The 14155-nt window shown below is 64.8% G+C and carries 11 protein-coding genes; 5 read left to right on the forward strand and 6 right to left on the reverse strand.

What is annotated here, in order from left to right; translation table 11 throughout:
- Window positions 1-111 precede the first annotated feature (111 nt).
- Both atzF and ABIB95_RS13610 read right to left on the reverse strand, forming a co-directional pair.
- Window positions 112-1917, reverse strand: a complete 1806-nt coding sequence (gene atzF / locus ABIB95_RS13605) for an allophanate hydrolase (RefSeq protein WP_354239974.1) — start codon at window positions 1915-1917, stop codon at window positions 112-114.
- Window positions 1918-2109: 192 nt separating this feature from the next.
- Window positions 2110-2616, reverse strand: a complete 507-nt coding sequence (locus ABIB95_RS13610) for a MarR family winged helix-turn-helix transcriptional regulator (RefSeq protein ID WP_354239976.1) — start codon at window positions 2614-2616, stop codon at window positions 2110-2112.
- Between the two features lie 148 nt (window positions 2617-2764).
- Between ABIB95_RS13610 and ABIB95_RS13615 the strand changes: the two genes are divergently transcribed.
- Complete coding sequence (locus tag ABIB95_RS13615) at window positions 2765-4615, forward strand: feruloyl-CoA synthase (RefSeq protein WP_354239978.1); 1851 nt, start codon at window positions 2765-2767, stop codon at window positions 4613-4615.
- A 352-nt stretch (window positions 4616-4967) separates the two neighbouring features.
- On the opposite strand, the gene ABIB95_RS13620 is transcribed toward ABIB95_RS13615, so the two are convergent.
- A complete protein-coding gene (locus ABIB95_RS13620) occupies window positions 4968-5474 on the reverse strand; it encodes a MarR family winged helix-turn-helix transcriptional regulator (protein WP_354118953.1) in 507 nt (168 codons plus the stop codon).
- Window positions 5475-5557: 83 nt separating this feature from the next.
- Between ABIB95_RS13620 and ABIB95_RS13625 the strand changes: the two genes are divergently transcribed.
- Genes ABIB95_RS13625 through ABIB95_RS13635 form a run of 3 tightly spaced genes read left to right on the forward strand, consistent with a single transcriptional unit; the run spans window position 5558 to window position 8365 of the window.
- A complete protein-coding gene (locus ABIB95_RS13625; RefSeq protein ID WP_071909105.1) occupies window positions 5558-6766 on the forward strand; it encodes a cytochrome P450 in 1209 nt (402 codons plus the stop codon).
- A 12-nt stretch (window positions 6767-6778) separates the two neighbouring features.
- Entirely contained in the window at window positions 6779-7102 is a 324-nt protein-coding gene (locus ABIB95_RS13630) for a 2Fe-2S iron-sulfur cluster-binding protein (protein WP_208067634.1), read from the forward strand.
- Between the two features lie 51 nt (window positions 7103-7153).
- The gene (locus ABIB95_RS13635) at window positions 7154-8365 is read left to right on the forward strand and encodes an ABC transporter substrate-binding protein (protein WP_354239981.1); all 1212 of its coding nucleotides are present in this window, start codon (window positions 7154-7156) and stop codon (window positions 8363-8365) included.
- 148 nt (window positions 8366-8513) lie between these two features.
- Here the strand turns inward: ABIB95_RS13635 and ABIB95_RS13640 are convergent, their stop codons facing one another.
- Complete coding sequence (locus ABIB95_RS13640) at window positions 8514-9776, reverse strand: NAD(P)/FAD-dependent oxidoreductase (RefSeq protein ID WP_354239983.1); 1263 nt, start codon at window positions 9774-9776, stop codon at window positions 8514-8516.
- A gap of 299 nt (window positions 9777-10075) precedes the next feature.
- Here ABIB95_RS13640 and ABIB95_RS13645 point away from each other — a divergent pair, with 299 nt between their 5' ends.
- On the forward strand, window positions 10076-11248 hold the full coding sequence (locus tag ABIB95_RS13645) for an ABC transporter substrate-binding protein (RefSeq protein ID WP_247312836.1): 1173 nt from the start codon (window positions 10076-10078) through the stop codon (window positions 11246-11248).
- Between the two features lie 293 nt (window positions 11249-11541).
- Here the strand turns inward: ABIB95_RS13645 and ABIB95_RS13650 are convergent, their stop codons facing one another.
- Both ABIB95_RS13650 and ABIB95_RS13655 read right to left on the reverse strand, forming a co-directional pair.
- Window positions 11542-13413, reverse strand: a complete 1872-nt coding sequence (locus ABIB95_RS13650) for a bifunctional sugar phosphate isomerase/epimerase/4-hydroxyphenylpyruvate dioxygenase family protein (RefSeq protein ID WP_354239985.1) — start codon at window positions 13411-13413, stop codon at window positions 11542-11544.
- Complete coding sequence (locus tag ABIB95_RS13655; protein WP_208067631.1) at window positions 13410-14147, reverse strand: ABC transporter ATP-binding protein; 738 nt, start codon at window positions 14145-14147, stop codon at window positions 13410-13412. Before ABIB95_RS13655 ends, ABIB95_RS13650 begins: the two co-directional genes overlap by 4 nt.
- Window positions 14148-14155 lie beyond the last annotated feature (8 nt).

Raw genomic sequence — 14155 nt, forward strand, 5'->3', positions numbered from 1 at the left:
GGCGGCAAACGCGGTACCGTAGGGTGGGCAAAGGCGCAAAGCGCCGTGCCCACCATCTATCCTAACTAATGCTGTTGGTGGGCACGCTACGCTTTGCCCACCCTACGGCAGCTACCCTTTCGCCTTCTCCGCCATAAACTTCCGCCAGCCGCCATACGCCGTGATCTCTCGCGCCTCGCTCAGCACTTCGGGCTCGACGAGAAACCCCTTCACGCTGCGGCCATCCGCCAGCCTGATTGTCCCGATCGCCATCGGCGCGGGAATCGCGTTGACGAACTTGCCGAAAGCCGACGACGACAGCGACCAGATCTCCAGCTCGATCGACGCGCCCGTGCCAGCCTCGACGCGCAGCATGCCCGGCTTCGGGGGCGTGGTCTTGAGTGCGTAGAGCTTGTAGTCCGGCGCGGTCCTGGTCGCCTCGACCAGCTTTCCGTTGAGCGCCGTCAATTCGCCGTTCAGCGCCATACCGGAGAGATGCGCGCCGACCACTGCGATCGGAATCTCGTCGCTGCCGTTTGCTGCGAGCGGCGCCAGCGGTGCCTGCGCAACGCCCTTCGCTCCAACGGTCAGTTTCGTATCCGCATGGAAAACGCGGCCGATGCTCGCGAGCAGTGCATCGCGTCCTGCGGGCGCGAGCAGCGTGATACCGAACGGAATGCCGTCGGTGCGCATCGACGCCGGTGCCGCGAGGCCACAGAGGTCGAGCAGGTTGACGAAATTGGTGTAGGTGCCGAGCCGGCTGTTGAGCTCGATCGGATTGGCCAGCACCTGCGCCGTCGTATACGCGGTCGGCGCAGTCGGCAGCACCAGCGCGTCGATGTTCGCAAACGTCCGCTCGGCGATCTTGCGCAGGCCCTGCAAACGGTAGAGCGCAGAGAAGGTTTCCGCAGCGGTCAGCCGCGCGCCGGCGACGGTGATCTCGCGCGTCACCGGATGAATCGAATCAGGTGCGGACGCCAGCAGATCCTTGATCACGAGATAACGCTCGGCGACCCAGGGACCCTCATAGAGCAGCCGCGCCGTCTCGTAGAACGGCTCGAGGTCGAACTCGACCAGCTTAGCGCCGAGCGCAGTCCAGCGCTTCAGCGCATCGCCGTAAGCGGCTTCCGCCTTCCTGTCGCCGAAGAAGATCAGCTGCCCGTTGCGGGGCACGCCGAGGCGCAAATTCGCGGGGAACGGCGTGATCGCGCCCAGCGGCCGGTCGCGCGAGAACGGGTCGGCCTGGTCCGGCCCCGCCATCACGGAGAGGGCCAGCGCGGCGTCGTCGACAGTCAGAGCGAATACCGAGATGCAATCGAGCGTACGGCAGGCCGGCACCAGGCCCGCGGTCGAGATCATGCCGAGGCTCGGCTTCAGCCCGACGATGTTGTTGAGCATCGCCGGCACCCGGCCGCTGCCGGCGGTGTCCGTGCCCAGTGACAGCGGCACCAGTCCGGCACCGACGGCGACCGCCGAGCCTGAGCTCGAGCCGCCGGGAATGAGATCCTCGCGGATCGAATTTTTGGGGATGCCATAAGGCGAGCGCACGCCGACGAGGCCGGTTGCGAACTGGTCGAGATTGGTCTTGCCGATGATGATCGCGCCGGCCGCGCGCAGGCGTTCCACCGCGGTCGAATCATGCGTCGGCGTATACGAGAAGGCCGGGCAGGCCGCGGTGGTCGGAAATCCCAGCGTGTCGATATTGTCCTTCACCGCGACCGGCACGCCGTAGAGCGGCAAGCTGATGGCATCCCTTGCGGCAAGCTTCTCGGCTTCCGCGATCGCGTCCTTCTCGTCGCGCAGGCTGATGAAGATTGCGGGATCGTTGTGATCGCGGATGCGCTGATAGGTTCGCGCGACGGTCTGCGCAGGCGTTATCGTGCCCGCGCGATGCGCGGCCACAATCGCGGCGATCGTTTCAGGCTGCTCAGCCCCCATGGTGACAAAACTCCGGCAACAGGTCTTACCCGGATTGAAGCAAGCGATGTGCCATTGTGTACACAATCCGGGCAGGCGCTATGCCTCAGATATTATCGAAGGATCAGTGGCTTGTAAGATATTTCGAGGATTGTTGGGCCGTCGTGCCAGCGCCCCGATACGGGCATTTGCGCAAATATTGGGCAGCGTCGATCAGGTGAAGCAGGCGAGGATCTGGAGCAGCTGCTCCCGGTTCTCCTTGCCGATCTTCTCCACGACATGCCGCTCGTGCTCGGCGGCGAGGCGCTTGAATTTGGCAAGCGCCGTCTCGCCCGGTGCGGTGAGGTGCAGCGCGTGGGCGCGGCGGTCCGCCTTCGACTTGACCCGCTTCACCAGCTTGCGCTGTTCGAGGCTGTCGAGCAGATGCACCAGCCGGGCGCGCTCGATGCCAAGACGCTTCGCCACCGCCATCTGCGAAAGGCCCGGATTGGCGCCGATGACCGTCAGCACGGAATACTGCGTCGGCTTGATGTCGACCTCGCCGAGCGTCTTGATGAAGTCCTGAAAGATCCAGATCTGGAAGCGCCGCACCGCATAACCGGCGTGCCCGACCAGCGCGTCGAGGCCGATCTCGTCCGCGTCGTTCGGCCGCGCCGCGCCGTTGCCGGCACGTTTGCGTGAGGAAGGGCGGGGCTCAGTTCGGGCTGCGCTGGCTGTCACGTGATCTCTCCTGCCGTGCAACCTTAGCGCCTCGAACGCCCCTACGGAAGATTATTGTTGACGACAACAATTGTCGTGCCCAACAATATGGCCAAAGCGGCCCGGAACGAGGCTGTAGCCGATCCCTGATACGGGCGAGGAGGAAACCATGACAACCGCCGCACGCGGTGACGCTTCGAGCCTGTTCGCAACACCCAAGACCGTCGCCGAGCATCGCCCCGACGGCAGCATCGTGCTGCGCTCGCCAGAACCCTTGCGCGACAGCGCCCGCTGCATCGGCGACTGGCTGGAGCATTTTGCGCGGCAGACGCCTGACACGATCTTCCTCGCCGAGCGTGACAGCGCCGACACGCCCTGGGCCACCATGACCTATGCGGGCGCCCTGCGGCGGGTACGCGCAGCGGCGAGCTGGATTTTGGCGCAACAGCTCAGCGCCGAGCGTCCCGTCGTCATCCTCTCCGACAACAGCATCGACCATGCGCTGCTCGCCCTTGCGGCCCAGCATGTCGGCGTGCCCTCGGCCGCGATCTCACCGGCCTATTCGCTGATGTCGAAAGATTTCGACAAGCTCAAGAGCATGATCGCGCTGCTCGAGCCGGGCGCGATCTATGTCTCCGCGACCAAGCCGTTTGCCGCGGCGCTGGCCGCGATCGAGCCGCTGCACAAGGCGCAGATCATCAGTGGCAATGCCGGCGATGCCGATGCGCTGGCCTTCCGTGACATCGCGGCGACGCCCGAAACGGGCGACGTCGCAAAAGCCTTCGCCGCGGTGACGCCGGATACGATCGCAAAATTCCTGTTCACCTCGGGCTCGACCGGCACGCCGAAAGCCGTCATCAACACCCAGCGCATGCTGACCTCGAGCCAGCAGGCCAAGGCGCAAACTTGGACGTTCCTGGAGCAGGCTGACAGCGATCTCGTCATTCTCGATTGGCTCCCCTGGAGCCACACGTTCGGCGCCAACCACAATTTCAATCTCGTGCTGCGCAACGGCGGGTCGCTCTATATCGACGGCGGCAAGCCCGCGCCCGGTCTCTTCGCAACGTCACTCGCCAATCTGAAAAGCGTGATGCCGACGGTCTATTTCAACGTGCCGCGCGGCTTCGACATGCTGATCGCAGCGCTGCGCGGCGACGAGGAACTGCGCCGCCGCTTCTTCGGCGAGGTGAAATTCGCCTTCTATGCCGGCGCCGCGCTGCCGCAGAACCTCTGGGACGCGCTCGAGCAGCTTTCGGTGGCGACAGTTGGTCGTCCGCTGCCGATGGTGTCGGCCTGGGGCTCGACCGAGACGTCGCCGCTGGCGACCGACTGTCATTTCCTCGCGGAGCGCTCGGGCAATATCGGCGTGCCCATTCCCGGAACCGAGCTGAAGCTCGTCACGTCAGGGGACAAGCTGGAGGTGCGCGTGCGCGGCCCTAATGTCACGCCGGGTTACTGGAAGGCGCCGGAGCTGACGAAGCAGGCTTTCGATGACGAGGGCTATTATCTCATTGGCGATGCCGTGAAGCTTGCCGATGCGGAACGGCCTGAGCGCGGGTTGTTCTTCGATGGTCGTGTTGCGGAAGACTTCAAGCTCAACTCCGGCACCTGGGTCAGCGTTGGCACGCTGCGTGTCGCCGGCATCGCCGCGCTGGCGCCGCTCGCGCAGGACATCGTCGTCACCGGCCAAGGGGGCGACGAAGTGCGCTTCCTGGTCTTCCCGAACATGGCCGCGTGCCGTGCCCATGCCGGCTTGTCCGAGACGGCAGGCGTCAACGATGTGCTTGGTGATGAGAAGGTCAGAGCGGCGATCGCTCAGGGCCTGGCGAAGCTGAAACGGCAGGGCGCCAACTCCTCCGGCCACGCGACGCGCGCGTTGCTGCTCACCGAGCCGCCGTCGGTGGACGGCGGCGAGATCACCGACAAGGGTTACATCAATCAGCGCGCCGTGCTGACGCGGCGTGCCGATGCTGTGGCGCGGGTGAATGATGATGCGTCGGGTGAGTGGATCGGTCTGTAGCCACTGGCAGATCAAGTCGGAGTGAGGCCACGCTCTGTCCACATCGTCATTGCGAGCGCAGCGAAGCAATCCAGAATCTTTCCCCGGTGGGGCTCTGGATTGCTTCGCTGCGCTCGCAATGACGGGGATGGGTCGAGCAGCTCGCAAAATACGCCAGCCATTCTGCCGCAATATCATGCATGATTCTTTTGTTGCTTAAGCAACTAATTTGTGCGAACCGTTCCAGACAAGGATGACGGCGGGAGAACCGCTGCGCCTGGTCCTGGAGGAAACGATGCTCGGCAGAGAGGTGGCCGCGGGCAAACGCCGGCGTATGCCTGAAGGCGGCGATGCCGCGCGCTTTACGCGCGCGTCAGGTGGTGGTGCTGCCGGTCACTGCGCCGAGATTTTCGTGCAGCCGGCGCAGCAGATCGATCAGCGCCTCGCGCTCGTCCTTGCTCAGGCAGGACAACAGCCGCCGCTCGCGCTCGAACGCCGCGACGATCACCTTGTCATGGGTGGCGCGGCCCTTCGCCGTCAGCGAGATCGAATGGGTGCGGCCATCGTTCGGGTCGGTTCGAATCGAGACCAGTCCGCGCTTCTCCAGCCCCGCGAGCGTCCGGCTCACCGGCCCCTTGTCAAAACCGATGACGTGGCAGATCCGCGAGGCGGGAATGCCGGGCTCAATCGCCAGCAGCGACATGATCCGCCATTCCGTGACGTTGACGCCAAACTCGCGCTGGTAGAACGCGGTAGCGCTGTTCGAGAGCTTGTTGGCGATGAAGGTGATGAAAGCCGGGACATAACGGTCGAGATCGAGCGTCGGCCCGGTTTCGGCGGGTGCGGGCCTTTGGCGGGCTCTGGTCGAAGACGGCGGCATATCGGTCTTTTGTCTCGCGGCGTGTCCGAAGACCTAAGGGCAAGCGCGGCCCTTTCACAAGATCAAAATGAGGGAGGACTACAATGAGCGCACCTGGCTCCGCCGTATCAGGCGTCCCGCATCTCGACGTCGATCCCTTCGACATGAATTTTTTCGCCGACCCCTATCCCACGCACGAGCTGCTGCGGGAGGCAGGTCCGGTCGTCTATCTCGACAAGTGGAACGTCTACGGCGTGGCACGCTATGCCGAGGTCCACGCCGTGCTGAACGATCCCGCGACGTTCTGCTCCAGCCGCGGCGTCGGCCTCTCCGATTTCAAGAAGGAGACGCCGTGGCGGCCGCCGAGCCTGATCCTCGAGGCCGATCCGCCCGCGCATACGCGGACCCGCGCCGTGCTCTCGAAGGTGCTGTCGCCGACCGTGATGAAGCAGGTGCGCGACCGCTTTGCCGCGGCGGCCGAGGAGCGGGTGGACGCGCTGATCGAAAGGCGCAGCTTCGACGCGATCGCCGACCTCGCCGAGGCCTATCCGCTCTCGATCTTCCCGGATGCGCTCGGGCTGAAATCCGAGGGGCGCGAGCATCTGATTCCCTACGCGAGCGTCGTGTTCAACGCATTCGGGCCGCCCAATGAGCTGCGCCGGGAGGCGATTGCGCGTTCGACGCCCCATCAAGCCTATGTTGCCGAGCAGTGCCAGCGCGAGAACCTTGCGCCCGGCGGCTTCGGCGCCTGCATTCATGCCCAGGTCGACGAGGGCGCGATCACGGCCACCGAAGCGCCGCTGCTGGTGCGCTCGCTGCTGTCGGCTGGCCTCGACACCACTGTCAACGGCATCGGCGCGGCCGTCTATTGCCTCGCGCGCTTCCCCGAGCAATGGCAGCGCCTGCGCGGCGATCTCACGCTCGCGCGTAGCGCCTTCGAGGAAGCGGTTCGTTTCGAAAGCCCGGTGCAGACCTTCTTCCGCACCACCACACGTGAGGTCGAGCTGTCAGGCGCGACGATTGGCGAAGGTGAGAAGGTGCTGATGTTCCTTGCCGCCGCCAATCGCGATCCGCGCCGCTGGGACAAGCCCGACAGCTACGACATCACGCGCCGCTCGTCCGGCCATGTCGGCTTCGGCTCCGGCATCCACATGTGCGTCGGCCAGCTCGTCGCGCGCCTCGAAGGCGAAGTGATGCTGACGGCGCTGGCGCGGCGTATCGCGAAGATCGAGATCACGGGCGAGCCGAAACGCCGCTTCAACAACACGCTGCGCGGGCTCGACAGCCTGCCGGTCACCATCACCCCGGCCTGACGAGGAGCCTTGATGCCCGCCATCACTTTCATCCATGCCGACGGCAAGTCCGATCGTGTCGAAACTTCAGGCGACGAAAGCGCCATGCAGGCCGCGACCCGCCATGGTCTCGACGGCATCCTGGCCGAGTGCGGTGGCAATGCCATGTGTGCGACCTGCCACGTCTATATCGACGCAGCCTGGCTCGCGCGCCTGCCCGCGATGGCTGATGACGAAGACGCGCTGCTCGACGGCACCGCCGCCGAGCGGCTGCCGAACAGCCGGCTGGCCTGCCAGATCATGATTACGCCCGCGCTCGACGGGCTGGTGCTGAGATTGCCGGAACGGCAGGTCTGATTCCAGGACGTGCCGGCGGCGACCGGCGCGACACACAAAGGGGAGGGAACGATGAAACACCTGAAATTGACGCTTGCGCTGGCGGCGAGCCTGATGAGCGGCGCGGCAAGCGCCGAGATCTCCGACAATGTCGTGCGCGTCGGCGTGCTCAACGACATCTCGGGCATCTTCCAGGACACCAACGGCATGGGCTCGGTCGAGGCTGCGCGGATGGCGGCCGAGGATTTCAACGGCGGCGGCAAGAACATCAAGGTCGAGATCGTCTATGCCGACCACCAGAACAAGGCCGATGTCGGCAACGCGATCGCGCGCAAATGGCTCGATGTCGAGGGTGTCGATGCCATCGTCGACGTGCCGAATTCGGCCGTCGGCCTCTCCATCAACACGCTGCTGCGCGACAGCCGCATGACCTTCCTGGCGTCGTCCACGGCGAGCTCGGATCTCACCGGCAAGGCCTGCTCGCCCAACACGATCCAATGGGTCAACGATGCCTGGGCGACCGGCAACACCACCGCGGCCGCGATGATGTCGCGCGGCGGCAAGGACTGGTATTTCCTCACGGTCGACTATGCGCTCGGCAAGGGCATCGAGGCGGAGGCGCAGAAATACATCGAGGCGCATGGCGGCAAAGTGCTCGGCTCCTCCAAGCACCCGCTCGGCACCTCCGACTTCGCCTCCTTCCTGTTACAGGCGCAGGGCTCGAAAGCGCAGGTGATCGGCCTCGCCAATGCCGGCGGCGACACCATCAACGCGGTGAAGCAGGCTGCCGAGTTCGGCATCCAGCAAGGCGGGCAGAAGCTCGTCGCCTTCCTGCTCTTCATCAACGACGTCCATGGCATGGGCATCAAGGTCGCGCAGGGCCTCCAGCTCATGGAAGCGTTTTACTGGGACATGAACGACGACACCCGCGCCTTCGCCAAGCGATTTGCGGCGCGACCCGGCATGAACGGCAAGATGCCGAGCGGCAACCAGGCCGGCGTCTATGCCTCGACGCTCGCTTATCTGAACGCAGTCGCCGCGACCGGCAGCGACAATGCGAAGGACGCCGTGCCCGAGATGAAGAAGTTCAGGGGTAAGGACAAGCTGTTCGGCGACACCACGATCCGCCAGGACGGGCGCGTCGTGCATCCCATGTATCTGTTCGAGGTGAAGAAGCCGGACGAGTCGAAATATCCGTACGACTATTACAAGCTGGTCTCGACGATCCCGGCGGATCAGGCGTTCCGGCCGCTCGCGGAGGGCGGGTGCGAGTTGGTGAAGTAGCGCGAGCGGGGTGGGGTGATCTCTCCACTCGGGCAGTGTGGACGTGGAGAGACCTTCACCCCACCCCGTCTCACATTTCGCTGCGCTCAATGCGAGCCGACCCTCCCCCTCCAGGGGAGGGTAAGAGAAGCGCGCCGCGGCAGCGTCCCTACGCCACCTTGCTACTCCCCTGCGTGATCAACCGCGCCGCGCGCTGGTCGCGGGCGTAGATCCAGAGCCAGCTCAGGGCGACGCTGAGGCGGTGGCGCAGGCCGATCAGGAAGTAGATGTGGGCGATGCCCCAGATCCACCAGGCGATGGTGCCGCGCAGTTTGACCTTGCCGAAATCGATCACGGCGAGCCGCTTGCCGATCTGTGCGAGGCTACCGGAGTGCTTGTAGCGGAATGCACCTTTATTCTCGCCACGCAGGCGCGCCTTGATGGTTTCGGCGACGTGCCGGCCCTGCTGCTTGGCGGCCGGCGCGATGCCGGGCACTGGCTTCCCCTCCCAGGCATTGATCACAACAGTGTCGCCGATCGCAAAGATTTCGGGATGACCAGGTATCGTCAGATCGTTGTTGACCTCCACGCGCCCGGCGCGATCGCTTGGTGCGCCCAGCCATTCGGCCGCGGGCGAGGCGCGCACGCCGGCGGCCCAGATCCGCGTCTTTGCCTCGAGCAGCTTGCCGCCGAATACGACGCCCTCACGGTTGATCTCGGTGACGGCCTGGCCCAGCACGACCTCGACGCCGATTTTTTCCAGCGAGGCTTGCGCATAGGCCGAGAGGTCATCGGGGAAGCCCGCGAGCACGCGCGGTCCGGCCTCGATCAGCACCACGCGTGCCTTGTGGGTGTCGATGTTGCGGAAGTCGGCGGGGAGCGTGTGGTGCGCCATTTCGGCGATGGTGCCGGCGAGCTCGACGCCGGTGGGGCCGGCGCCGACGATGACGAAGGTCAGCCGCGCCGCGCGTTTGGCCGGATCGGTCTCGCGCTCGGCGCGCTCGAATGCCACCAGGATGTGACGGCGCAGCGTGGTCGCGTCTTCCAGCGTCTTCAGGCCGGGGGCGAACTGCTCCCACTCGTCATGGCCGAAATAGGCATGGCGCGCGCCGGTGGCGAGCACCAGCGTGTCGTAGGGCACCTCGCTGCCGTCGTCGATCAGCACGCAGCGCCGGTCGGCATCGACGCCGCTCACCGTCGCAAACAGGGTCGTCACCTCGCGCCGGTCGCGCATCAGGTGCCGGACCGGCCAGGCGATTTCGCTGGTCGCGAGCGAGGCGGTCGCGACCTGGTAGAGCAGCGGCTGGAACAGATGATGGTTGCGGCGGTCGATCAGCGTGATCTCGACCGGCGCGCCCGCAAGCCGGTAGGTCGCCTCCAGCCCGCCGAAGCCGGCTCCGACGATGACGACGCGGTGGGGATTTGCGGCCATGATACACCCTCGAATCTCGCTGCTGCTCTCCTTCATCTAAGTGCGCATTGGGCGCCATAGTCCAATAGGCGTCATCAATCGCGGCATAGGCCGGGCGTATCGTCATCCCGCGAAAAAGCGCCGCAGCCTTGGTCGAAGTGAGTAGAATTATATTTCTTGCCATCCTCGATTGGGGCGAAATATGGTGCAGGGGCGGGCGCTGAGCCATTGGCGGCGCGACAGATTTTTCGTTCAATAGAGACAGACCCGGGGCGGCGATCACCCCGCTTCCGGGATCAATAATAAGGAGGGGAGTGGTTATGAGGACGGCATTCTGGCTGGCGGGCGCAGCGGCGCTGGTGCTGGCAAATCAGGCTTTCGCCGGCGACACCATCAAGATCGGCTTCGTTTCGACCTTCAGCGGCCCGACTGCCGTGATCGGCAACGACATGCGCAATTCCTTCGAGCTCGCGCTGGATCACATCGGCCGCAAGATGGACGGCAAGCCGGTCGAGGTGATCTACGAGGACGACGGGCAGAAGCCCGATGTCGGCAAGCAGAAGACCGAGAAGCTGGTGCAGTCCGACAAGGTCGACTTCATCGTCGGCTACATCTGGTCGAACGTGCTGCTGGCCTCGCTCAAGACCGCGGTGGATTCGCAGACCTTCCTGATCTCGGCCAATGCCGGTCCGTCGCAGCTCGCCGGCGAACTGTGCTCGCCTTACGTGTTCTCGACCTCCTGGCAGAACGACCAGACGCCCGCCGCCATGGGCCTCTACATGAACCAGAAGGGCGTCAAGAGCGTGTTCCTGATCGGGCCGAACTACGCGGCCGGCAAGGACATGCTCGCGGGCCTGAAGAGCACGTTCAAGGGTGAGGTCAAGGGCGAGGAATACACGGTCTGGCCGAGCCAGCTCGATTTCTCCGCCGAGCTCTCAAAGGCGCGCGCCTCGGGCGCCGAGTCGATCTTCGTGTTCTATCCCGGTGCGGCCGGCGTGCAGTTCCTCAATCAATATGCGCAGGCCGGCCTGAAGAGCACGATGCCGCTCTACACCGCCTTCACGGTCGACGAGCTGTCGCTGCCGCTCCAGAAGGAGAACGCGCTCGGCGTGCCCGGCGCGCAGGAATGGGTCAACGACCTCCCAAACGAGCAGAACAAGCGCTTCGTCGCCGACTACCGCAAGAAGTACACCAACCTGCGCCCGACCTACTACGGCGCCCAGGCCTATGACGCCGCCCAGCTCATCAACAGCGCGGTGGTCGCGGTGAAGGGCGACACCAGCAAGAAGGACGCGATGAAGGCCGAGATGGAGAAGGCCAACTTCAAGTCGCTGCGCGGCCCGTTCAAATACGGCAAGAACCACATTCCGGTGCAGAGCTTCTATCTCCAGGACGTGGTCAAGGACGGCGAAGGCCAGCTCTCGCTGAAGACGGTCGCGACGATCGTGGAGAACGACCAGGATCGATTCCACGACAAGTGTGCGATGAAGTGAGCTGATGCCTCTTCCCCTCTCCCCGCCTGCGGGGAGAGGGTCAGGGTGAGGGGGAGTCTCCGCGGGGACGGAGGTCGTTGTATTCCTCGATAGTCCCCACATCGTCATTGCGAGCGCAGCGAAGCAATCCAGACTGTCTCCGCGGAGGGACTCTGGATTGTTTCGCTGCGCTCGCAATGACGTGTCGAGAGAGCGTTGCTCCTGGGGGACATATGACTCGCGGAGAGTCCCCCTCACCCGGAATTTGCTGCCGCAAATTCCGGCCTCTCCCGCAGGCGGGGAGAGGCGAAGACCTACACCCGCGGCATGCTCGCAGGCCTTACCTCGCGGGCCTGCGCCGCGAGCCTGATCCCGGCATTGGCTGCGCCGAATCCCTGATAATCCCGTCGCTCCACGATCTCGAAGAAGAAGCGCTCATCGAAGATGTGGGTGTAGACCTGGAAGAACTCGCCGTCGCCTTCGCGGTCGTAGAGGATGTGGTTGGCGCGCAGCTGCGCCATCAGGTCGGGCGCGAGGTCATATTTGGCTTCGATGTCGTCGTAGTAGTTATCAGGGATATCGAGGAAATCCGCGCCACGCTTGCGCATCGCGGCGACCGTCGCAAAAATGTCCCGACAGGAGAACGCGACGTGCTGCACGCCCGAGCCGAAGAACTCCGAGATGAAGCGCGCCGGCAGGGTGCGGTTGGCGGATGAGCCGTTGAGCACGAAGCGCAGGCTCTGGTCGGCGTTGATGACCGCCTGACTCTGCACGAGGCCACGCGGGTCGGCGATCTCCATCTGCGGCAGCCGCTTCAGGTCGAGGATGCCGGTGTAGAACAGCAGCCAGGACAGCATCTCGTCGTAGGGCATCGACTGCGCGATGTGATCGACGGCAAGCAGGGCGTCGGCGTTCGCGTCACTTGCGACCGGCTCGAAATCGGTATCCCAGTTCTTGCCGGCCTGATCGAGGAAATAGAGCAGGCTGCCGCCGACGCCATGGATCGCGGGAATCTCCAGCTCGCCCGGCCCGACCGGCTGGTAGAAGGTGCGCGTCTTCAGCGCTTCGGCGCGCTGCATGGCAAGACCGGCATTGTCGACGTCGAGCGCAATCGCGCAGACGCCGGGGCCGTGCGTGGCGTAATGCGAATGCGCAAAGCCGTCGGTCTCACAATTGATCACGAGCTCGACCTTGCCCTGCGACCAGCGTTCCACGGCCTTGCTGCGATGCTTGCCGGTCTTGCGGAAGCCCAGCTGCGCGAACAGGCGGGCGAGGTCGACCGCCTTGGTCTCGTTGACGGCAAACTCGATGAAGCCGGTGCCATGGCTCTTCGCCTTCGGCGCCAGCGGCACGCTGACAAGCTTCGGCCAATCCGGTGCAAGCTGATCCTCCAGCAGGATCAGCGAACGCAGGCCGTCGACCGCGGTCTGCGCGGACGAGCCGGCGCGGAACTGGTCGTTGAAGATTTCGAGCGATAGCGGCCCGGCATAGCCGGTCGCTGCGATGGCCTGCATGAATTCACCGACCGGGAGGTCGCCCTGGCCGGGGAAGGAGCGGAAGTGCCGGCTCCATGAGAGGATGTCGAGCTCGAGCTTTGGCGCATCCGCGAGCTGCACCAGAAAGATCTTGTCGCCGGGGATCGAGGCCATGGCGCGTACCGGAAAGCCGGGCGCGAGCGCGTGAAAACTGTCGAGGATGACGCCGATCGCGGGATGATCGGCGCGGCGCACGATCTCCCAGGCGTCGCGGTAATCGTTGACATGGCGGCCCCAGGCCAGCGCCTCATAGCCGACGCGCAAGCCGCGCTTGGCCGCGCGCTCGCCGAGCTCGCGAAAATCGTCCGCGGCGCGATCGATGCCGCCGAGCGAGGCGGGCGAGACGTTGGAGCAGATCAGCAGGAGGTCGGTGCCGAGCTCCTGCATCAGATCGAACTTGCGCTCGGCGCGGGCAAAGTTGCGTGTCCGCTGCGGCTCCGGCATGCCCTCGAAATCGCGGAACGGCTGGAATGCGCAAATCTCGAGATTGAGGTCCTTGCACAGCTGCGCGACCTCGCGCGGGCCCGAGCCGAACGACAGCAGATCGTTCTCGAAGATCTCGACCGAGTCGAACCCGGCTGATGCGATGGCGCGGAGCTTCTCGTCCAGGCTGCCTGAGAGCGAGACGGTCGCGATCGAACGCTTGTTCATGCTGCGTTGTCCTCCATGGCGCCGCCGAGAAAGAGCTGGCCGATGCGTGGATCGTTCAGAATTCGCTTCGCGCCGTCGACCATGCGGGTCTGGCCGAGCTCGAGCACGATACCGATGTCGGAAATCTCCAGCGCCGAGCGCGCGTTCTGCTCGATCATCAGGATGGTGACGCCGCGGTCGCGCAAGCCTTTCAGGATGTCGAAAGTCTGCTGCACCATCAGCGGCGACAGGCCGATCGAGGGCTCGTCGATCAGCACGAGCTTTGGCTCGAGCAGCAGCGAGCGCGCGATCTCGAGCTGCTTCTGCTCGCCGCCGGAGAGTGTGGAGGCCTGCTGCGCCGACTTGCGGCGCAGCGCGGGAAACAGGTCGAGCGCGGCCTCGATCCGTGCGGGCAGGTCGATGCCCTTGCCGGCCGAGACCCCACCAAGCTCGATATTGTGGCGCACCGACAGTTCGGGAAAGATGTTGCGGCCCTGTGGCACGTAGCAGATGCCGGCATTGAGCAGCGCGCGCTGGCTCAAATTGGTGACGTCGCGGCCGGCAAAGCTGATCTTGCCTTCGCGCAGCTTCAACAGGCCGAAGATCGCCTTGAACACCGTCGACTTGCCGGCACCGTTGGGGCCGATGATGGTGGTGATGGTCGCCTGCGGCACGGCGAATGTCGTGCCGTTCAGGATCGTCATCTTGCCGTAGCCGCCGACGAGATTGTGAACCGAGAGGATCGGGTCGCTCATGATGGCTT

Origin of the sequence: Bradyrhizobium sp. LA2.1, assembly GCF_040547725.1 — a bacterium.
Lineage (GTDB): Bacteria > Pseudomonadota > Alphaproteobacteria > Rhizobiales > Xanthobacteraceae > Bradyrhizobium > Bradyrhizobium barranii.